The sequence below is a fragment of the Aeromonas enteropelogenes genome (assembly GCF_020097295.1).
Classification (GTDB): Bacteria; Pseudomonadota; Gammaproteobacteria; order Enterobacterales; family Aeromonadaceae; genus Aeromonas; species Aeromonas enteropelogenes.
This window is the reverse complement of record NZ_CP083625.1, coordinates 314,066-333,763: the sequence shown is the minus strand read 5'-3', so window position 1 is coordinate 333,763 and position 19,698 is coordinate 314,066. Positions and strand designations below refer to the sequence as shown.

The following is a 19,698-nucleotide window of genomic DNA, read 5'->3' as shown; positions in this document are numbered from 1 at the left end:
CACCGACAGAACATTCTTCAACGATAAAAAAAGAGCGCCATCAGGCGCTCTTTTTCAAAGGACTGCCAATTACTCGTCGATGGAGCGCAGCAGGGCATTGATGCCCACCTTGGCGCGAGTCTTGGCATCGACTTTCTTGACGATCACCGCAGCGTACAGGCTGTACTTACCACACTTGGAGGGCAGGGAGCCGGAAACCACAACGGAACCCGCCGGTACGCGGCCGTAGTGAATTTCGCCGGTTTCGCGGTCATAGATGCGGGTGGACTGGCCGATGAAGACGCCCATGGAGATGACGGAGCCTTCTTCCACGATAACGCCCTCAACCACCTCGGAACGGGCGCCGATGAAGCAGTTGTCCTCGATGATGGTCGGGTTGGCCTGCAGCGGCTCCAGTACGCCGCCGATGCCGACGCCGCCGGAGAGGTGGACGTTTTTGCCTATCTGGGCACAGGAGCCGACGGTGGCCCAGGTGTCGACCATGGTACCTTCGTCAACGTAGGCACCGATGTTGACGTAGGAGGGCATCAGCACGGTATTGGGGGCGATGAAAGAGCCTTTGCGGGCGGTCGCCGGCGGCACCACGCGCACACCCGCTTCGCGGAACTGCTCTTCGGTGTAGTTGGAAAACTTGAGGGGAACCTTGTCGTAGTACTGGGCATCATCACCCTTGATGATGCCGTTGTCGTTGATGCGGAACGAGAGCAGCACTGCCTTCTTCAGCCACTGGTGAACAACCCACTCGCCGGCAATCTTCTCGGCAACGCGGGCCTTGCCGGAGTCCAGCAGGTCGATGGCTTGCAGGATGGCGGATCTGGTGGCGCTATCCACTGTGCCCGGGGTGATGGTGTCGCGGCGTTCGAAGGCCGATTCAATGATCTGTTGCAACTCGGTCATGACAGGTTTCCTTTAAAAAATTCTGTTTGTTGTATCACACTTTTCCGATCGTGTTTAAGAGGGGAAACCCGATTTCTTCAGTCTTGTGGCCATTTCTGTGTCACCCCTGCTGAGGCCTCTGGTTTCTCAGGGTAAAAACGCTCTGTAAACAGTCTCTTGCGAGGCTTTTTTGCTCACGCCACAGTCAGGATTGCTGCGGATTGAGCTGGTGCACCAGCCGTTCTTCCAGTTGCAGCTGTTGTTCCGCCGTCAGGGGATCTCCCGCCAGATTGGTGAGGCTGAAAAAGTCCTCTACCCGCTCCCCTATGGTGGTGATCTTGGCGGCGTGGAGCGACAGCCCGCACTGCTGGAACACGGCGCCGATGCGGGCCAGCAAGCCTGGTGTATCGAGCGCCGTCAGTTCCATCAGGGTGTGGCGGGTTTCTCCCTTGTGGGGCAGAAACACCACCCGGGTCGGCACGCTGAACTGGCGGTGACGTCGTGACAGCGGCTTGCTGCGCAGCACCAGCTTGCCGGGCTCCTGCAACGCTTTCTCCAGTGCCTTCTTGATGGGCGCGGTACGGTTCGGGCTGATGGGTTCGCCGCTCGGCTCCAGCACCACGAAGGTATCAAGCACGAAGTTGCTGCGCGAGTTCATGATCTGGGCGTCGTGGATGTTGAGGTTCTTCTGATCCAATGCCGAGGCTACGGTGGCAAATAGATTCGGCGTGTCGCGACAATAGATGAACACCTCGCTGCCACCCCGGGTCGGGTGCTTGCCAATGATCACCAGAGGAGCCGGGTTGTCGCCGTGTTCGATGATGTGGCGGCAGTGCCAGGCGATTTGTTCCGGGCTGTGGCGCAGGAAGTAGTCGGCCTTGAAGTCGGCCCACAAGCGGTTGACGGCTTCTTCCGTGACATCCCGCTGGGCCAGGATCTGCTTGGCCTGACGCTGGTTTTCGCGGATCCGCAGGCGCATGTCCGGCGGGTTTTCCAGCCCCTGGCGCAGCGCCTTCTGGGTAGCGAAGTAGAGCTCCCGCAGCAAAGTGCCCTTCCAGTCGTTCCACAGAGTGTCGTTGGTGGCACAGATGTCGGCCACCGTCAGGCAGTAAAGCAGGTCGAGATGCTGCTCGTCGCGCACCTTCTGGGCAAAGTCGGTGACGACCTCGGGGTCGTAGATGTCGCGGCGCTGGGCGGTCACCGACATCAGCAGGTGATGGCGCACCAGCCAGGCGACCAGCCGGCTCTCGTAGCGATCAAAACCGTGCAGCTGGCAAAACTCCAGCGCATCGACCGCACCGAGCTCGGAGTGATCGCCACGCCGCCCCTTGGCGATGTCGTGGAACAGGGCGGCTACATAGAGCAGCTCCGGCTTGCGCAGCCGGGTAAACACCTCGTGGCAGAGCGGGTGAGTCTGGCGGCTGGCCGGATTGGGAAACTGATGGATGTTCTTGAGCAGCCGGTGGGTATGTTCGTCCACCGTGTAGGCATGGAACATGTCGAACTGCATCTGGCCAACGATGAGGTTCCACTGGGGCAGATAGGCCGCCAGGATCCCGTACTTGTGCATCAGACTGAGGGGTTGGCCGATGCCATTGGGATGACGCAACAGCGCCATAAACAGGCGGCGGCACTCGGGGATATCCTGCAGCCAGCAGTTGAGCTTGCGCCGCGCCTCGCGCAACTGGCGCAAGGTGGCCGAGTGAATGCCCGCTATCTCGGAATGCTGCGCCATCTGGTAGAAGAGGCGCAGGATGGCGGCGGGTTCGCGGGCAAACAGTTCGGCATCCACCGCATCGATGAGGCGGCCACGGAGCTGGAATTCATCGGAGAGGCGGCGCACGTCCATGGCGGTGTTGCCGAGGATCGCCTCGTCAAACAGCTGCAACAACATCTCGTTGAGTTCGGAGACTCGCCGCACTGTCTGGTAAAAGCGCTTCATCATCTGCTCGACCGGGGTGTTGCCTTCCCCCTCGAACCCCAGCATCTGGGCCACGGTGCGCTGGCGATCGAACAGCAGGCGGTTGTCCCCCTTGTTGATGGCCATGTGCAGGGCGAAGCGTACCTTCCACAGGAAGTTCTGGCAGTCGAGCAGCTCGCGGTATTCGGCGCGATTGAGAAAACCGTGGCTGGTCATCTCGAACAGGGTGGTGGCGCCGAAGTGGCGGCGGGCCACCCAGGCCAGGGTCTGGATGTCGCGCAGGCCCCCCGGATTGCACTTGAGATCGGGTTCGAGCTTGTAGGCGGTACCGAGGAACTGCTGGTGGCGTTCGGCCTGCTCCTGGCGCTTGGCGCGAAAGAAGGCCTCGCTTGGCCAGAAGTGTTCTGGGCCGGTCGCCTCCCTGAGCTGCTGGAACCCCGCCTGGCGGCCGGTGATGTAGCGCGCCTCAATCAGGTTGGTGGCCACCGTGATGTCGGCCCGCCCCTGCTCGATGCACTCTGCCACGTTGCGTACCGCCTGGCCCACTTCCAGTTTCAGATCCCACAACAGGGTGATGAATTCACCAATGCGCAGCCCCAGCACCTCGTCCAGCTCGTCCCCGTCATAGAGGATCAGCAGGTCGATGTCGGAGTGGGGGTGCAGCTCACCCCGGCCATACCCTCCCACCGCGATCAGGGTGAGATCCGTCTTGTCGAAGCCGAATTTTTGCCACAACCGGGTCAGCAGCTGATCCATGTACTCCGAGCGGGTGGCGACCAGCTCGATGATGTTGTCGCCGGCGTCGAAGCGGGCGTGCAGCCAGCCGAGGAAACGACTCAGGTACTCCTTGCAGTTGTCACGGGTGAGCTGATCGTCGGGTAACAGGTGGGGGGAAAGCAGGCTGGCGTCCATGGCATCTCACACGCAGGTGGCTAGGAAATGGCGAAAACGGGCAATAAAAACCCCGGCGCTTCTGAGCAGGGCCGGGGTTCAATGTTAACCGTGTTTGATGAAACGGTCGATGGTGTCGTCAGGGCGCAGGGTCAGGATCTCGCAGCCATCTTCGGTCACCAGCAGGGTGTGTTCCCACTGGGCGGAGTCGCCGCCATCCTTGGTGGTCACAGTCCAGCCATCTTTCGGGTTGACCTTGCAGTGATACTTCTTGCTGTTGACCATGGGCTCGATGGTGAAGCACATGCCGGCCTTGAGCTCCAGCTTGCCGCTGTTGCGGTAATGCAGGATCTGCGGCTCTTCGTGGAATTCGGCACCGATGCCGTGGCCGCAGTAGTCACGTACCACGGAGAAGCCGGCCTTCTCGACGATGGGCTGGATCACGGCGCCGATCTCGGTGATGCAGGCACCCGGGCGCACCGTCTTGATGGCGGCGTAGAGGCTTTCCTGAGCGACCTTGCACAGCTGGCGGCGCAGCGGCGTGGTCTCGCCCACGATGAACATGGCGGAGGTATCGCCGTGGTAGCCATCCTTGATGACGGTGATGTCCAGGTTGATGATGTCGCCGTCGCGCAGCTTCTTGTGATTCGGAATGCCGTGGCAGATCACATCATTCACCGAGGTGCAGATGGATTTGGGGAAGCCGTGGTAGTTGAGAGGGGCCGGGATGGCCTGCTGCACGTCAACGATGTAGTTGTGGCACAGGGTGTTCAGTTCGTCAGTGGTGACGCCAGCTTTGACATGGGGCGCAATCATGACCAGCACATCGGCGGCCAATTGGCCGGCAACGCGCATCTTTTCAATCTCTTCCGGTGTCTTGATTTTAATGGACATGGGATCTCTCTTGCGGCCTGCCGCAACAACCAGCAACGGCTGGTCGGGCAGGTAATGAAAAATAGATGCGTTTGCAATCAGGGCAAAATTTTATCCGCAACCCCTGCTCACTTCCAGTGTGATTGTCATCACAACGTCAAATCGACGTTGCAGCCTCTCCTGACGGGAGCCAGATTTCACACCCGTTTGATGTGTCGCCGGTGGTGTCCTGAGCAAACTTATGGTATAAAGCGCGCCGGAATGGGGATCATGGGTCCCTGTTTCATCACCCTTACTTAAACAACACACACACATCGACACCTGTACCGGGGTGCCCCTTTGGGGTCGGTTACATGGGATGTGTGGAGGCCTAACCCCAATACAGAGGTATAAAATGGCTAAAGTTTCTATGCGCGACATGCTGCAAGCCGGCGTTCACTTCGGTCACCAGACTCGTTACTGGAACCCGAAAATGAAATCCTACATCTTCGGTGCCCGCAGCAAGGTTCACATCATCAACCTGGAAAAAACCGTTCCGATGTTTGACGATGCCATGAACTTCATCAGCTCCGTAGCTGCCAAGAAGGGCAAGGTACTGTTCGTAGGTACCAAGCGTGCCGCGTCTGAAGCCGTCAAAGAAGCCGCTGAGCGTTGCGACCAGTTCTACGTCAACCACCGCTGGCTGGGCGGCATGCTGACCAACTGGAAAACCGTTCGTCAGTCCATCAAGCGCCTGAAAGATCTGGAAACCCAGAGCCAGGACGGTACCTTCGACAAGCTGACCAAGAAAGAGGCGCTGATGCGTACTCGCGAAATGGAAAAGCTGGAGAAGAGCCTGGGTGGTATCAAGAACATGGGCGGCCTGCCTGACGTTCTGTTCGTTGTCGATGCCGACCACGAGCACATCGCTATCAAAGAAGCCAACAACCTGGGTATCCCGGTAGTTTCCATCGTTGATACCAACTCCAACCCGGACGGCGTTGATTACGTCATCCCGGGTAACGACGACGCTATCCGTGCCGTTCAGCTGTACCTGAATGCTGCTGCTGACACCGTACTGGAAGCTCGCGCTCAGGACATCGTTGTTCAAGCTGAACAAGATGGCTTCGTTGAAGCTGAGTAATTGATAAGGTCTGTAAAGCCCTTATTAACCAAGCTGATGTAATTGGTTAGCAGGGGCCCTTGTGGCCCCTGTTTCTTGTCAATTCAAGACCGAGGATACTGGACATGGCAAACATTACTGCCGCCCTGGTAAAAGAACTGCGCGAGCGCACCGCCGCTGGCATGATGGATTGCAAAAAAGCGCTGGAAGAAGCCAACGGTGATATCGAGCTGGCTATCGAGAACATGCGCAAATCCGGTCAGGCCAAAGCCGCCAAGAAAGCTGGCCGTATCGCCGCTGAAGGCGTGATCTTCGCCCGTACCGAAGGCAACGTTGCCGTCATGATCGAGCTGAACTGCGAAACTGACTTCGTTTCCAAGGATGCCGGCTTCCTGGCCATGGGTCAGAAGATCGTCGAGATCGCCGCTACCCAGAAGATCGCTGACGTTGACGCGCTGAAAGCCGCTGACTTTGGCAACGGTGAGTCCGTAGAGCTGACCATCACCAACCTGATCGCCAAGATCGGTGAGAACATGAACCTGCGTCGCGTGATGCTGGTTGAAGGTGACAACCTGGGTACCTACGTTCACGGTTCCCGTATCGGTGTTATCACCAAGCTGGTCGGCGGTACCGACGAGCTGGCCAAAGATCTGGCCATGCACGTAGCTGCCAACAGCCCGCAATTCGTCAAGCCGGAAGATGTATCTGCCGACGTCGTTGCCAAAGAGCGCGAAATCCAGATCGACATCGCCGTCAACTCTGGCAAGCCGAAAGAGATCGCCGAGAAGATGGTTGAAGGCCGCATGAAGAAGTTCACCGGTGAGGTTTCCCTGACTGGTCAACCGTTCGTGAAAGATCCTTCCATGACCGTTGCCGAACTGCTGAAGAAAGAAGGTGCTGACGTTGTTTCCTTCACCCGTTTCGAAGTGGGCGAAGGCATCGAGAAGCAAGAGACCGATTTCGCTGCTGAAGTTGCAGCTCAAATCGCGGCCGCTCAAAAGGCCTAATCGAACCGGTTTTTCCGTTTCCCCAGACCGCGACTTATGTCGCGGTCTTTATATGACCAGGAATCAGTGACATGAGTACCAATCCCAAGCCTGCATACAGACGTGTTCTTCTGAAGTTGAGTGGTGAAGCCCTGCAAGGATCCGAGGGTTTTGGCATTGATCCGGCCGTGCTGGATCGGATGGCCCAAGAGATCAAAGAACTGGTTGAGCTGGGTGTTCAGGTCGGTCTGGTCATCGGTGGCGGCAACCTGTTCCGTGGCGCCGGTCTTGCCAAAGCTGGCATGAACCGTGTGGTGGGCGACCACATGGGTATGCTGGCGACCGTGATGAACGGTCTGGCCATGCGTGATGCCCTGCATCGTGCTTATGTGAATGCCCGTCTGATGTCTGCCATCTCCCTGCAAGGGATCTGTGACTCCTATGTCTGGGCAGAAGCCATCAGCCAGCTGCGCGCTGGCAAGGTGGTAATTTTCTCCGCCGGTACCGGCAACCCCTTCTTTACTACCGATTCTGCCGCCTGTCTGCGCGGGATCGAGATCGAAGCCGACGTGGTGCTGAAAGCCACCAAGGTCGATGGTGTCTTCAACGAGGATCCGGTTAAGAATCCGGATGCCGTGCTGTATCATGAACTGAGTTATGATGAAGTTCTTGAAAAAGAGCTCAAGGTGATGGATCTTGCTGCCTTTACTCTGGCCCGTGACCATGACCTGCCGATCCGCGTGTTCAACATGAACAAACCGGGTGCCCTGCGCCGGGTTATCATGGGTGAGCCGGAAGGCACCCTGATCCATCACGTCAGCAAATAAGATAGATACGAGCTGTAGACGGCTCGTTCGCCAAAAGGAAAACCACTGTGATCAACGAGATTAAAAACGACGCCAAGGACCGTATGGGCAAGAGCGTTGAGTCGCTCAAGACCCAGATGTCCAAGATCCGTACCGGTCGTGCTCATCCGAGCCTGCTCGACGGTATCCAGGTTGAGTACTACGGTGCTGCCACTCCGCTGAAACAGTTGGCCAACGTGGTGGCAGAAGATGCTCGTACCCTCTCTATCTCCATCTTCGATCGCTCCATGATCCAGGCCGTTGAAAAGGCGATCCTGACCTCCGATCTGGGCCTGAATCCGTCCAGCAACGGCCAGACCCTGCGTGTGCCGCTGCCGCCGCTGACCGAAGAGCGTCGTCGCGATCTGACCAAGGTGGTGCGTGCCGAAGCAGAAAACGCCCGTGTGGCCGTGCGCAACATCCGTCGCGATGCCAACGCCGACCTCAAGGCGCTGCTGAAAGAGAAAGAGATCTCCGAAGATGACGACCGTCGTGCCCAGGAAGAGATCCAGAAGCTGACCGACTCCTTCGTCAAGCTGGTCGATGAGGCCCTTGCCGCAAAGGAGAAGGAGCTAATGGAAATCTAAGGCTTCGAAAGGTATATTACGAGCGCCGTGTAGTGCCCCTGCACGGCGCTTTTGTCTTTGTGGGAGAAAAACATGTCGCTTTTGGCTGCGTTGGGTGATTGTGCCAACTCGTCTTTGCCACGTCACGTCGCCATCATCATGGATGGTAACGGTCGCTGGGCCCAGAACCGAGGCAAGATGCGGGTCTACGGGCACAAGGCAGGCGTCAAGTCGGTACGCGAGGCGGTCACCTTTGCGGCGCGGGCCAAGATGAAGGCATTGACTCTGTTTGCCTTCTCCAGCGAGAACTGGCGTCGTCCGGAAGGGGAGGTTAGTGCTCTTATGGAGCTGTTTGTCACCGTGCTGGGTCGCGAGGTGCAAAAACTGCACGATAACGGGATCCGGCTCAAGGTGATCGGCGATACCTCTCGTTTCAGTGAACGATTGCAGGCAAAAATCGCCAAGGCGGAAGCGCTGACCGCCAACAACAAGGGACTGACGCTGAATATTGCGGCCAACTACGGGGGCCAGTGGGATATCGCCCAGGCTGCCCGCAAGCTGGCCAGGGCCGTGGCTGCCGGTGAAATGGTGGCCGATGACATTGATGAAACCATGCTGAGCAGTGCCGTTTGCATGGCCGATCTGCCCCCCGTGGATCTGTTGATCCGGACCGGTGGTGATCATCGCATCAGCAACTTTGTGTTATGGCAGCTCGCCTATGCCGAGCTCTATTTTACCCCGGTATTGTGGCCCGATTTCAACGAAGCCGAGTTCAGCGAGGCGGTCGCCTCTTTTGTGGCGCGTGAGCGCCGCTTCGGTTGTACGGGTGAACAGATCCGGGAATTGATCGCCGAGCAGCAGACCGGCTAAACCCCGCTCCCAAGAGAGAGGTTTCTTTTGCTAAAACAACGAATTATTACTGCTTTGATGTTGATCCCCCTGGTCCTGGGGGCGCTCTTCTTTTTGCCATTGAAGTTTTTTGCCCTGTTGGCATCGCTGGTATTTTTGCTGGCCAGTCGTGAATGGAGCACCTTCGTGTCGGCCAAGCCGCTGCAGTGGTTGCCCATCGTATTCTGTCTGTTGCTCGGCGCCAGCCTGTTCTGTTTGCCGGTGGAACAGCTCTGGGCCCCTGGCCTGCATCCTCTGGTGATGGGGGGGCTCTGGACCGCCGCCAGCTGGTGGTTGCTGGGGCTGATCCTGGTATTGCGCTACCCCCAAAGCGCCAAGTTGTGGCGTGAATCCGTCTGGCTCAAGTCCCTGTTTGGCCTGGTAACCCTGGTGCCCTTCTTCTGGTCCCTGGTGGCCATTCGCGGTTACAACTTCTACCACGACCCCATGATGGGGGCCTGGATATTGCTGTTCGTCATGGGACTGGTCTGGGCGGCAGATTCTGGCGCGTATTTTTTTGGCAAGGCGTTCGGCAAGCACAAGCTGGCGCCCGCCGTCAGCCCGGGTAAAACCATTGAAGGCATGTGTGGCGGCCTCTTTACCGCCAGTCTGCTGGCCATCGGTGTGACTTGGTGGATGGGCTTTGTGCCTGTCAAGATGGGCATAGTGCTGTTCTGCTCCCTCTTGGCGGTGCTGGCCTCCGTACTGGGTGATCTGACCGAGAGCATGTTCAAGCGCGAGGCGGGCATCAAGGATTCCGGTACCCTGCTGCCCGGTCACGGCGGCGTGCTCGACCGGATTGACAGCCTGACCGCCGCCCTGCCGGTCTTCTTGCTCAGCTATCTGTTGCTCAGTCAGGAGTTCTGATGCGTAACCTGGTGATTCTGGGAGCCTCCGGCTCCATCGGTCAGAGTACCCTGAAGGTGCTGCGCCATAACCCGGGCCGTTGGCAAGTGTTGGCGCTGACCGCCGCCCGCAGCGTGGATGCCATGCTGCAGGATTGTCTCGAATTTTCCCCGCGCTTTGCCGTCATGGTTGACGAGGAGGCTGCCCGCGAGCTGGCGAGCCGCCTCAAGACTCATAGCAGCCAGACCCGGGTGATGTCCGGCACCGCGGCCCTGTGCGAAGTTGCGGCGCATCCCGATGCTCACAGCGTGATGGCGGCCATCGTCGGTGCGGCAGGACTGGCACCTACCATGGCGGCGGTGCGTGCTGGCAAGCGCATCCTGCTGGCCAACAAGGAAGCGCTGGTAATGTCCGGCGCCTTCTTCATGGAGGCGGTGCGCGAACACGGCGCCGAGCTGTTGCCCATCGACAGCGAGCACAACGCCATCTTCCAGTGCCTGCCGACCGCCATCCAGCGTCAGCCTGGCTTCTGTGATCTGGCTGCGGCGGGGATCAGCAAGATCCTGCTGACCGGTTCAGGTGGTCCGTTCCGCTATACCGAGGTGGCCGAGCTGGCCAAGGTCACCCCGGCCCAGGCCATTGCCCATCCCAACTGGTCGATGGGGGCCAAGATTTCGGTGGATTCCGCCACCATGATCAACAAGGGGCTGGAATATATCGAAGCGCGCTGGCTGTTCAATGCCGCCCCCGAGCAGATCCAGGTGGTCATTCACCCGCAGTCCGTCATTCACTCCATGGTGCAGTACAAGGATGGCTCCGTGCTGGCCCAGCTCGGCAATCCGGACATGTGTACTCCCATTGCCCATGCGCTGGCTTATCCCAATCGCATCCCTTCCGGCGTGGAACCTTTGGATTTTTTCAGTGTCGGAGAGTTCAGCTTCATTCGACCCGATTACGATCGCTACCCCTGTCTGGCACTGGCCATCAATGCCTGCCAGAAGGGACAGGCGGCCACTACGGCGCTCAATGCCGCCAACGAAGAGGCGGTCGCGGCCTTCCTGGCCGAGCGGATCGGTTTCATGGATATCGCCCGGATCAACGAGGCCGTGATGCTGGCGCTGGAGAACAGTGCCGTCAGTTCTCTCGATGATCTGTTTGCCCTGGATGGTGCGGCCCGTGCCCGTGCCCACCACCTGATTGAGGAGATTGGCTGATGGGCGGTGTATTGTGGAACATCGGCGCCTTTGTCGTTGCTCTGGGCCTGCTGGTTGCAGTGCATGAATTCGGCCACTTCTGGGTGGCTCGTCGCTGCGGTGTCAAGGTGGAGCGTTTCTCCATCGGTTTTGGCAAGGCGATCTGGCGCCGGATGGGTAAGGACGGTACCGAATATGTGCTGGCACTGATACCGCTCGGGGGCTACGTCAAGATGCTGGATGGCCGGGTCGATGAACTCAAACCCGGTGAAGAGCAGCAGGCGTTCAATCACAAGAGCGTCTGGGCACGGATGGCCATCGTCGCGGCCGGTCCCATGGCCAACTTCGTGTTTGCCCTGGTCGCCTTGTGGCTGATGTTCATGATCGGGGTGCCGAGCGTCAAACCCGTGATTGGCGAGGTGCGTCCCGCCTCCATCGTGGCTCAGGCCGGTATCGAGCCTGGTGTCGAGATCGTCGGAGTAGGGGATGAGCAGACCGGTGACTGGGAGAGCGTGACCTATGCCCTTATCAGCCATCTGGGTGACAAGTCGGTCACCCTGAAGGTGCAGGCGCCGCAGACCAGCTACGCCACCGAGAAGACCCTGTCGCTGGAAGGCTGGACCTTCGACCCTGACAAGGAGTCTCCCATCGGCAGCCTGGGCATAGTTCCCCTGGGTGGCAAGATGCTGCCTGTGGTGGCCTCGGTGGTGGCCAAGAGTGCCAGTGAAAAGGCAGGTCTGCAGGTTGGTGATCGCCTCAAACTGGTGGGCGATCAGGAGATAACCACCTGGCTCCAGTTTGTCGAACAGGTGCAACGGTCGCCAGGCGAGCCGCTACAGATAGTGGTGGAGCGCAACAACCAAGATCTCGGCTTGACCCTGACCCCGGATAGCAGGAAGGTACAGGGCAAGGTGGTCGGTTATGTCGGACTCGCTCCGCAACTGCTTCCATTACCGGATGAATATCGAATTCTGTTACAGTATGGGCCTTTGCAGGCGCTGTGGCAGGGTGCTGACAAGACCTGGAGCCTGATCACGCTCACTTTCGACATGATTGGCAAGCTGATCGGCGGCATAGTGTCGCTGGACAACCTGAGCGGGCCCATCTCCATTGCCAAGGGTGCGGGTAGCAGTGCCGATTACGGTCTGGTCTATTTCTTGAGTTTTCTGGCACTGATCAGTGTCAACCTGGGGATCATCAACCTGTTCCCCTTGCCGGTGCTGGATGGTGGTCATCTTGTCTACTTCCTGATCGAGGCAATTACCGGCAAGCCGGTATCGGAAAAAGTACAGGAAGTGGGTTTCAGGATCGGCGCCGCCATTCTGATGTTATTGATGGGTATTGCGCTGTTTAACGATTTCGCTCGCCTCTGAGGCCAGAGCATCAACAAGGACACATAAGAACAAAATGGCTGTTAAAAAAGCATTGGTGTTGAGTTGCCTGCTGGGTGCCAGTTTCCTGGCCCAGGCGGCCCCTGCCTCTTTTGTGGTGCAAGATATCCAGGTCGAGGGCCTGCAACGGGTGACCCTGGGTGCCGCACTGTTGAACCTGCCGATCCGGGTTGGCGACAACGTCGACTCCGTGACCCTGGCGAATGCCATCAAGAAACTCTATGCCTCCGGTAACTTCGAGGATGTGAAGGTCTACCGCGATGGCCAGGTGCTGCAGGTGATGGTCAAGGAGCGTCCGACCATCTCCAGCATCGAGTTTTCCGGCAACAAGGACATCAAGGAGGAGCAGCTGACCCAGAGCCTGGAATCCTCCGGCATCCGGGTTGGTGATCCCCTGGATCGCACCGTGCTCACCTCCCTCGAGAAGGGGCTGGAAGATTTCTATTACGGCGTGGGCAAATACTCCGCCAGGGTAAAAGCCATCGTCACCCCGTTGCCGCGCAACCGGGTCGACCTCAAGTTCACCTTCGTGGAAGGCCAGGCCGCCAAGATCCAGCAGATCAACATAGTCGGCAACAATGTCTTCCCGGAAGAGAAGCTGATCGCCCAGCTCTCCCTGCGCGATGAGGTGCCCTGGTGGAACTTCACCGCGGATCAGCGCTACCAGAAGCAGAAGCTGGCCGGTGACATCGAGACCCTGCGCTCCTACTACATGGATCGCGGCTATATCCGTTTCGCCCAGGAGTCCACCCAAGTCTCCATGACTCCGGACAAGAAAGGCGTCTACGTCACCCTGAACATCAAGGAAGGGGATCAGTACAAGGTCTCCGGTATCCAGCTCAAGGGCAACCTCATCGATCGCGCCGGCGAGATGAAGGGGCTCATCCCCATTGAAGCTGGCAGCGTCTACTCGGCGAGCCAGGTGACCCACACCGAAGAGGTACTCTCCAAGTTCCTCGGTCGTTACGGCTACGCCTATCCCAAGGTGGTCACCTTCCCGCAGGTCAACGACGAGACCAAGGAGGTGGAACTCATCGTCAACGTCGAGCCGGGCCCCCGCGTCTATGTACGCAACATCAACTTCAACGGCAACGTGACCACCGAAGATCAGGTATTGCGCCGCGAGATGCGCCAGATGGAAGGCACCTGGCTCTCCTCCGACAATATCGAGCAGTCCAAGACCCGTCTCAACCGCCTCGGTTATTTCGAGAGCGTCGAAGTGGATACCAAGCGGGTGCCGGGCAACGACGATCTGGTCGATCTCGACTTCAAGGTCAAGGAGCAGCCGGCCGGTTCCATCAACGCGGGCGTCGGTTATGGTACCGAGTCTGGCCTCAGCCTGCAGGCGGGGATCTCCCAGGACAACTTCATGGGGACCGGCAAGCGGGTCTCCATCAACGCCAGCACCAACGACTACTCCAAGAACGTTGACCTGAGCTACAACGATCCCTACTTCACCGTGGATGGTGTCAGCCTGGGTGGCCGTGTCTACTACAACCAGTTCCGTGCCGATGATGCGGATATCGTGGATTACGAGAACGAGACCATAGGCTTCCGTCTCTCCAGCGGTTTCCCGGTCAACGAGCACAACCGTCTGGACTTCAGTACCGGTATCGAAAGCTCCAAGCTGAGCCGTCCTACCTTCAATGAGTCCAAGTTCAACGAGTGTATCGCCGACAACAAGCCGTCAGCAGACAACACCTACTGCTACGACCTGTGGAACGACAACCGTCAATCGGTACAGATGGACCAGTTCTGGGATCTCTATGCCAAGGGTGAGGACAGCGTCGACTTCGTCACCGTTGACCTGACTGCAGGCTGGACTCGTTCCACTCTCAACAAGGGGATGTTCCCGACCGCAGGTGATCGTCAGCGGGTCAACGCCAAGGTCACCATTCCTGGCATGGATCTGCAGTACTACAAACTCTCGGCCGAAGATGCCCACTACTTCCCGCTGGACGCGGATCACAGCTGGGTCATGATCGGCAAGGGCCGGGTCTCCTACGGTAACGGTTATGGTGACAGCACCATGCTGCCCTTCTTCGAAAACTACTATGCCGGTGGTTTCGATACGGTGCGCGGCTTCAAGAGCAACACCATAGGTCCCAAGGCGATCTACCGACAGTACACGAACAACGGTACCGGGGCTCCGACGGCGACGGGTTATTACGAAGGCTCCGACACCTCGGTCGGCGGTAATGCCTTGGCTGTGGCCTCGTTCGAATTGGTCTTCCCGACCCCCTTCGTCTCCGAGACCTATCGTCCGCAGATCCGCAGCACCGTCTTCGTCGATGCAGGTTCTGTCTGGAGCACCGATTTTGCCAACGGCGCCTACCCCTGTGCTCCTGGCGCAGACTGTAACTACCAGAGCCAGGACTACTCGGATCCGGCCAACATCCGGGTCTCCGCCGGTGTCTCCCTGCAGTGGCTCTCGCCCATGGGGCCGCTGGTGTTCGCTCTGGCCAAGCCAATCAAGAAATATGAAGGGGATCGTACCGAAGTCTTCTCCTTCAACATCGGTCGTACCTTCTAAACGACATCACGCCCCCACCCGCAAGGTGGGGGTATTCAATGATGGGATGCGCAGTTTGCGTGCCTCACCAGGTAACAAGACGGTAGTCATGCCGCTTGCATAATCGGGTAAATCAGGTAGCCCTCACCATGAGGGAACAAGGAGTAAGTGTGAATAAAGCGTTGAAAGTAGCTGGTTTGAGTTTTGCACTGATGGCTGCCGGCATGAGCTCAGCCTTCGCTGACACCAAGATCGCCGTGGTCGACATGGGCGAGGTGTTCCAGAAGCTGCCCCAGCGTGAAGCCGTGGCCAAGAAGCTCAAGGGCGAATTCGAGCCGCGCATGCGCGAGCTGCAGAAGCTGGAAGCCGACGGCCAGAAACTGGTCGAGAAGTTCCGCAAGGACGAGGCCTTCATGAGCGCCGAGCAGAAGAAGCAGAACCAGGAGAAGCTGGCCAAGCTGCAGATGGAGTTCAACAAGAAGCGTCAGGCATTTGAGCAGGACAACGGCCGCCGTCAGTCCGAAGAGCGCAACAAGATCCTGACCAAGGTGCAGGCTGCCATCGATTCCATCGCCAAGAGCAATGGTTACGATCTGGTGCTGGAGCGCAATGCCGCCCCCTATGCCGCCAGCAAGCTGGACATCTCTGCCCAGGTTATTTCTCAGGTAAGCAAGAGCAACTAATTGATGTCATTCACTCTCGCACAGCTGGCCCAGCAACTGGGGGCCCAGGTTCATGGCGACGGAACCCTGGAAATCCGCAAGGTAGCGACACTGGAAAAGGCCGGGGAGGGGGATATCACCTTCCTGTCCAACAAAAAGTACCGGCATTATCTGGAGCAGAGCAAGGCCACGGCCGTGCTCATCACAGAAGCGGATCTGCCGTTTTGTCCCACCAACGCCCTGGTGCTCAAAGATCCCTATGTGGGCTTTGCCCGGGTGGCCCAACTGCTGGATACCACCCCGCAGCCGGCGATGGATATCCATCCGAGCGCCGTTATCGCGGCGGACGTGCAACTGGGCGAGAGAGTGGCCATCGGTGCCAATGCGGTGATCGAATCCGGCGTCGTGCTGGGTGACGATGTGCGCATTGGCCCGGGCTGTTTCGTTGGCAAAAATACCCGGCTGGGCGCCCGTTCCCGCCTGTGGGCCAACGTCACCCTGTATCACAATGTCACCATGGGCACCGACTGTCTGGTTCAATCCGGTACAGTGATCGGGGCCGATGGTTTCGGCTACGCCAACGAGCGTGGCGAATGGATCAAGATTCCCCAGCTTGGCGGCGTGACCATCGGCAACCGGGTCGAGATCGGCGCCTGCACCACCATTGACCGTGGCGCGCTGGAAGATACCCGCATCGCCGACAACGTCATCATCGACAACCAGTGCCAGATTGCCCACAACGTCGAGATCGGCTACGGCACTGCCGTGGCGGGCTCCACCGTGATGGCGGGTAGTCTCAAGGTCGGCAAATACTGTATCATTGGCGGCGCCTCCGTCTTTAACGGGCATATGGAGATCTGCGATCAGGCCACCGTTACCGGTATGGCCATGGTGATGCGACCCATTACCGAGCCCGGTGTCTACTCTTCCGGCATCCCCCTGCAGACCAATAAAGAGTGGCGCAAGACCGCCGCCCGGGTGATGCGTATCGAAGAGATGCACAAGCGGTTGAGCAAGCTTGAGAAGAAGCTGGATCAAGAATAATCACGATTGGTATAGGGTACTGTTTTGACTACTGAAAAGAAGAGCCTGGATATCCAGGAAATCATGAACCTGCTGCCCCACCGTTATCCGTTCCTGATGGTGGACCGGGTGGACGACTACGAGATCAGCGATGAGCGCAAAACCCTGCGCGCCATCAAGAACATCTCGTTCAACGAGCCTATCTTCCAGGGCCACTTCCCGGCCAAGCCGGTGTTTCCCGGTGTGCTGATCCTGGAAGCCATGGCGCAGGCGACCGGTATCCTGGCGTTTACCATGGTGGGCAAGCCGTCCCCCAATGAACTCTATTATTTTGCCTCAATCGACAACGCTCGCTTCAAGCGCCCGGTCGGCCCCGGCGATCAGCTGGTGCTGGACGTGGAGTTTCTGAAAGAGCGCCGCGGTATTGCCAAGTTCACCGGTGTCGCTACCGTCGACGGTGAAGTGGTTTGTACCGCCGAGCTGATGTGCGCCAAACGCGAGGTTTAACACACGTGATCGACCAGACTGCCATCATTCACGATACTGCCATCGTCCATGAGTCTGCTGTGATCGGTAAAGGGGTTGAAATCGGCCCCTTTTCTGTCATCGGCGCCGAAGTAACGATCGGTGACGACACCTGGGTGGGTTCCCATGTGGTGATCAAGGGCCCGACCAAGATCGGTCGTGGCAACAAGATCTTCCAGCACACCTCCATCGGTGAGGATTGCCAGGACAAGAAGTACGCCGGCGAGCGCACCTTCCTCGAGATTGGCGACAACAACGTCATTCGCGAAAACTGCACCTTCCACCGTGGTACCGTGCAGGATCAGAGCCTGACCAAGGTGGGCAGCGGCAACCTGTTCATGGTCAATGTGCACGTCGCCCATGATTGCATCATCGGTGACAACTGCATCTTCGCCAACAACGCGACCCTGGCGGGCCACGTGGTGATCGGCGATTTCGTGATCTTTGGCGGTCTCTCCGCGATCCACCAGTTCGGCCGCGTCGGCTCCCACGCCTTCGTCGGTGGCTGCGCCGCCCTCAACAAGGACGTGCCGCCCTACGTGATGGCCGCCGGTAACTACGCCAAACCGTTCGGGGTCAACTCCGAAGGCTTGCGTCGTCGCGGTTACACGCCTGAGGCCATCTCCGCCGTCAAGCGCGCCTACAAAGAGATCTTCCGCTCCGGCAAGACCATCGAAGAGGTGCTGCCGGTGCTGACCGAAATGGCCGCAGCCGAACCTGCGGTGCAGCTCTATGTCGACTTCCTCAAAGACAATGAGCGCGGGATCATCCGTGCCTGATCCTGTCGACAACAAGATCCGCATCGGCATCGTCGCCGGAGAAGTTTCCGGCGATATTCTGGCTGCGGGTCTGGTGCGCGAGCTGCAAGCCCGCTATCCGGACGCGCAGTTCGAAGGGATCGCAGGGCCGCGCATGCAGGCCCTGGGCGTGAACGCCCTGTTCGAGATGGAAGAGCTGGCGGTGATGGGCATCAGCGAAGTGCTGGGCCGTCTGCCCCGTATTCTCAAGGTGCGCCGTGAACTGCTACGCCATTTCATCGCCAATCCGCCCGATATCTTCATCGGCGTGGATGCTCCGGATTTCAATATCGGGGTGGAGCTGAAACTGCGCCGCGCCGGTATCAAGACGGTTCACTATGTCAGTCCCTCAGTCTGGGCCTGGCGCCAGAACCGCATTCACAAGATCAAGGCTGCCACCGACATGGTGCTCGCCTTCCTGCCGTTCGAGAAGGCCTTCTACGACAGATTCGAGGCTCCCTGCCGCTTCGTCGGCCACACCATGGCGGATGACATTCCGCTGGTGCCGGATCAGGCTGCGGTGCGCAGAACCCTGGGTATCGACGCTAACCGCCGCTGGCTGGCGGTGCTGCCGGGTAGCCGGACCGCGGAAGTGGGCTTTATGTCCCCCCTGTTCCTAGAGGCGTGCAAACATCTGACGGTACGTTACCCGGATCTCGGCTTCATCGTGCCCCTGGTCAACGAGAAGCGGCGCGAACAGTTCATGGCCATCAAGGGCGAAGTTGCGCCGGATCTCGACATGGTGCTGCTGGAAGGGCAGGGGCGCGAGGCGATGATCGCCGCCGATGTGGTGATGCTCGCCTCCGGTACCGCGTCGCTCGAGGCCATGCTGGTGAAAAAACCCATGGTGGTGGGGTACAAGCTCAAACCCTTCAGTTACTGGCTGGCCCAGCGCCTGGTGAAGACCGAGTTCGTCTCCCTGCCCAACCTGCTGGCGGGTCGCATGCTGGTGCCCGAACTCATCCAGCACGAGTGCACCCCGGAAAACCTGGTGGTCGAGGTCAGCAAATACTTCGAGCATGACAACAGCGAGCTGGTGAACACTTTCACCGAGTTGCACCAGCTCATCCGCTGCAATGCGGATCACCAGGCCGCCGAGGCGGTGGTCGAGTTGCTCGGCAGATAAGGCTGCGGCCGGCTGTGCCCATGTTATGTCAGGCCCTGCGGGGCCTGTTTTGATTCAAGGCGACAAGATGATGATCGATATTCCTGACGACAAGCTGGTTGCCGGTGTGGACGAGGTGGGCCGCGGCCCCCTGGTGGGGGACGTGGTGACCGCCGCCGTCATCCTCGACCCGGCCAATCCCATCGCCGGCCTCGCCGACTCCAAGAAGCTCTCCGAGAAGAAGCGTCTGGCCCTGTTTGACGAGATAAGGGAGAAGGCGCTGGCCTTCGCCATCGGCCGTGCCAGCCCGGAAGAGATCGACGAGCTCAATATCCTGCACGCCACCATGCTGGCGATGCAGCGTGCCGTGGCGGGGCTCAAGGTCACGCCGGAGCTGGTCTTTATCGATGGCAACCGTTGTCCGGCCCTGCCGATGGAAGCCCGAGCCGTGGTCAAGGGGGACAGCCTGGTGGCTGCCATCAGCGCCGCGTCGATCCTGGCCAAGGTGACCCGGGATGCGGAAATGACCGAACTGGACAGCCGCCATCCCGAGTACGGCTTTGCCCGTCACAAGGGCTACCCGACTGCCGAGCATCTTGCCATTCTGGCAGAACGCGGGCCCCTGCCCGAATATCGCAAAAGCTTCAAACCGGTGCGCCGTGCACTGGGGATCGAATAACCCATGCCACGCTGTCT

The 19,698-nt window shown here is 59.0% G+C and carries 18 protein-coding genes; 15 read left to right on the top strand and 3 right to left on the bottom strand.

What is annotated here, in order from left to right; all coding sequences use genetic code 11:
- Nucleotides 1-69 precede the first annotated feature (69 nt).
- The 3 genes from dapD to map form a co-directional block, all read right to left on the bottom strand.
- Nucleotides 70-897 (bottom strand): 2,3,4,5-tetrahydropyridine-2,6-dicarboxylate N-succinyltransferase, encoded by an 828-nt coding sequence (gene dapD / locus LA321_RS01450; protein ID WP_026458010.1) that lies wholly within the window; start codon nucleotides 895-897, stop codon nucleotides 70-72.
- Between the two features lie 184 nt (nucleotides 898-1,081).
- Nucleotides 1,082-3,709, bottom strand: a complete 2,628-nt coding sequence (gene glnD, locus LA321_RS01445) for a bifunctional uridylyltransferase/uridylyl-removing protein GlnD (protein ID WP_042073169.1) — start codon at nucleotides 3,707-3,709, stop codon at nucleotides 1,082-1,084.
- 84 nt (nucleotides 3,710-3,793) lie between these two features.
- On the bottom strand, nucleotides 3,794-4,582 hold the full coding sequence (gene map, locus LA321_RS01440) for a type I methionyl aminopeptidase (protein ID WP_042027960.1): 789 nt from the start codon (nucleotides 4,580-4,582) through the stop codon (nucleotides 3,794-3,796).
- Nucleotides 4,583-4,955: 373 nt separating this feature from the next.
- Here map and rpsB point away from each other — a divergent pair, with 373 nt between their 5' ends.
- The 15 genes from rpsB (at nucleotide 4,956) to rnhB (ending at nucleotide 19,681) form a co-directional block, all read left to right on the top strand.
- A complete protein-coding gene (gene rpsB / locus LA321_RS01435; RefSeq protein WP_005303470.1) occupies nucleotides 4,956-5,684 on the top strand; it encodes a 30S ribosomal protein S2 in 729 nt (242 codons plus the stop codon).
- A 104-nt stretch (nucleotides 5,685-5,788) separates the two neighbouring features.
- Entirely contained in the window at nucleotides 5,789-6,670 is an 882-nt protein-coding gene (gene tsf, locus LA321_RS01430; RefSeq protein WP_026457973.1) for a translation elongation factor Ts, read from the top strand.
- A 71-nt stretch (nucleotides 6,671-6,741) separates the two neighbouring features.
- The gene (gene pyrH / locus LA321_RS01425) at nucleotides 6,742-7,476 is read left to right on the top strand and encodes a UMP kinase (protein ID WP_026457972.1); all 735 of its coding nucleotides are present in this window, start codon (nucleotides 6,742-6,744) and stop codon (nucleotides 7,474-7,476) included.
- Between the two features lie 47 nt (nucleotides 7,477-7,523).
- Complete coding sequence (gene frr / locus LA321_RS01420) at nucleotides 7,524-8,081, top strand: ribosome recycling factor (protein ID WP_042027958.1); 558 nt, start codon at nucleotides 7,524-7,526, stop codon at nucleotides 8,079-8,081.
- A 72-nt stretch (nucleotides 8,082-8,153) separates the two neighbouring features.
- Nucleotides 8,154-8,930, top strand: a complete 777-nt coding sequence (gene uppS / locus LA321_RS01415) for a polyprenyl diphosphate synthase (protein ID WP_042073167.1) — start codon at nucleotides 8,154-8,156, stop codon at nucleotides 8,928-8,930.
- 27 nt (nucleotides 8,931-8,957) lie between these two features.
- Nucleotides 8,958-9,815, top strand: coding sequence for a phosphatidate cytidylyltransferase (locus LA321_RS01410; protein ID WP_042073165.1), 858 nt, complete (start codon nucleotides 8,958-8,960; stop codon nucleotides 9,813-9,815).
- Nucleotides 9,815-11,008, top strand: coding sequence for a 1-deoxy-D-xylulose-5-phosphate reductoisomerase (gene ispC / locus LA321_RS01405; protein ID WP_042073164.1), 1,194 nt, complete (start codon nucleotides 9,815-9,817; stop codon nucleotides 11,006-11,008). Before LA321_RS01410 ends, ispC begins: the two co-directional genes overlap by 1 nt.
- On the top strand, nucleotides 11,008-12,360 hold the full coding sequence (gene rseP / locus LA321_RS01400) for a sigma E protease regulator RseP (RefSeq protein WP_042073163.1): 1,353 nt from the start codon (nucleotides 11,008-11,010) through the stop codon (nucleotides 12,358-12,360). Before ispC ends, rseP begins: the two co-directional genes overlap by 1 nt.
- 34 nt (nucleotides 12,361-12,394) lie before the next feature.
- Nucleotides 12,395-14,911 (top strand): outer membrane protein assembly factor BamA, encoded by a 2,517-nt coding sequence (bamA, locus tag LA321_RS01395; RefSeq protein WP_042073162.1) that lies wholly within the window; start codon nucleotides 12,395-12,397, stop codon nucleotides 14,909-14,911.
- Nucleotides 14,912-15,060: 149 nt separating this feature from the next.
- Entirely contained in the window at nucleotides 15,061-15,573 is a 513-nt protein-coding gene (locus tag LA321_RS01390; RefSeq protein WP_026456029.1) for an OmpH family outer membrane protein, read from the top strand.
- A gap of 3 nt (nucleotides 15,574-15,576) precedes the next feature.
- The gene (gene lpxD, locus LA321_RS01385) at nucleotides 15,577-16,596 is read left to right on the top strand and encodes a UDP-3-O-(3-hydroxymyristoyl)glucosamine N-acyltransferase (RefSeq protein WP_042027945.1); all 1,020 of its coding nucleotides are present in this window, start codon (nucleotides 15,577-15,579) and stop codon (nucleotides 16,594-16,596) included.
- A 24-nt stretch (nucleotides 16,597-16,620) separates the two neighbouring features.
- Nucleotides 16,621-17,082, top strand: a complete 462-nt coding sequence (fabZ, locus tag LA321_RS01380; protein WP_026456027.1) for a 3-hydroxyacyl-ACP dehydratase FabZ — start codon at nucleotides 16,621-16,623, stop codon at nucleotides 17,080-17,082.
- 5 nt (nucleotides 17,083-17,087) lie between these two features.
- Nucleotides 17,088-17,879, top strand: coding sequence for an acyl-ACP--UDP-N-acetylglucosamine O-acyltransferase (gene lpxA / locus LA321_RS01375; protein WP_026456026.1), 792 nt, complete (start codon nucleotides 17,088-17,090; stop codon nucleotides 17,877-17,879).
- Nucleotides 17,872-19,023: a lipid-A-disaccharide synthase gene (gene lpxB, locus LA321_RS01370; protein WP_042073161.1), complete on the top strand. Its 1,152-nt coding sequence runs from the start codon at nucleotides 17,872-17,874 to the stop codon at nucleotides 19,021-19,023. Before lpxA ends, lpxB begins: the two co-directional genes overlap by 8 nt.
- Before the next feature lie 67 nt (nucleotides 19,024-19,090).
- Nucleotides 19,091-19,681 carry a ribonuclease HII gene (gene rnhB, locus LA321_RS01365; RefSeq protein ID WP_042027940.1) on the top strand — a complete coding sequence of 197 codons (591 nt, stop codon included), beginning with the start codon at nucleotides 19,091-19,093 and terminating at the stop codon, nucleotides 19,679-19,681.
- The last annotated feature ends 17 nt before the right edge of the window (nucleotides 19,682-19,698 follow it).

What these genes read in the sequence shown, in the direction of transcription:
- dapD (WP_026458010.1), bottom strand. Translation starts at nt 897, where the DNA reads ATGACCGAGTTGCAACAGATCATTGAATCGGCCTTCGAACGCCGCGAC.
- glnD (WP_042073169.1), bottom strand. Translation starts at nt 3,709, where the DNA reads ATGGACGCCAGCCTGCTTTCCCCCCACCTGTTACCCGACGATCAGCTC.
- map (WP_042027960.1), bottom strand. Translation starts at nt 4,582, where the DNA reads ATGTCCATTAAAATCAAGACACCGGAAGAGATTGAAAAGATGCGCGTT.
- rpsB (WP_005303470.1), top strand. Translation starts at nt 4,956, where the DNA reads ATGGCTAAAGTTTCTATGCGCGACATGCTGCAAGCCGGCGTTCACTTC.
- tsf (WP_026457973.1), top strand. Translation starts at nt 5,789, where the DNA reads ATGGCAAACATTACTGCCGCCCTGGTAAAAGAACTGCGCGAGCGCACC.
- pyrH (WP_026457972.1), top strand. Translation starts at nt 6,742, where the DNA reads ATGAGTACCAATCCCAAGCCTGCATACAGACGTGTTCTTCTGAAGTTG.
- uppS (WP_042073167.1), top strand. Translation starts at nt 8,154, where the DNA reads ATGTCGCTTTTGGCTGCGTTGGGTGATTGTGCCAACTCGTCTTTGCCA.
- ispC (WP_042073164.1), top strand. Translation starts at nt 9,815, where the DNA reads ATGCGTAACCTGGTGATTCTGGGAGCCTCCGGCTCCATCGGTCAGAGT.
- rseP (WP_042073163.1), top strand. Translation starts at nt 11,008, where the DNA reads ATGGGCGGTGTATTGTGGAACATCGGCGCCTTTGTCGTTGCTCTGGGC.
- bamA (WP_042073162.1), top strand. Translation starts at nt 12,395, where the DNA reads ATGGCTGTTAAAAAAGCATTGGTGTTGAGTTGCCTGCTGGGTGCCAGT.
- lpxD (WP_042027945.1), top strand. Translation starts at nt 15,577, where the DNA reads ATGTCATTCACTCTCGCACAGCTGGCCCAGCAACTGGGGGCCCAGGTT.
- rnhB (WP_042027940.1), top strand. Translation starts at nt 19,091, where the DNA reads ATGATGATCGATATTCCTGACGACAAGCTGGTTGCCGGTGTGGACGAG.